General features: G+C 57.7%; 1 protein-coding gene. It reads right to left on the bottom strand.

Going from position 1 to position 265, the window contains the following annotated elements; genetic code table 11:
* Positions 1-225, bottom strand: a 225-nt coding sequence (locus J2D73_RS20350) for a hypothetical protein (protein ID WP_207884241.1), incomplete at its 3' end; no start/stop codon positions are given.
* Between the last annotated feature and the right edge of the window lie 40 nt (positions 226-265).

Here is a 265-nt window from a genome sequence, read left to right on the forward strand (position 1 = left end):
CTCTTTGTCTGTTGCGGGTGCTGGCAAATGCTGGGGCAGTGATAACACGATGGCTGCGTTGCACCCGCCGAAGCCCGAAGCAGTTTTGATACAGTGCTGCATCGACAAGTGGCGGTGTGCGGCACTAACCTCAATGGGCATGGGTACGCCGAGCGACTCGTACCCGTAGGTGCCGAACAGTATGCCTTCTCGCAACTGGTGCAGACTGATAATGGTTTCGATCACCCCCGATGCTCCCAGTGTGTGGCCGAAGTAGGGCTTCAGG

The sequence above is a fragment of the Acetobacter sacchari genome (genome assembly GCF_017377715.1).
GTDB classification, from domain to species: domain Bacteria; phylum Pseudomonadota; class Alphaproteobacteria; order Acetobacterales; family Acetobacteraceae; genus Acetobacter; species Acetobacter sacchari.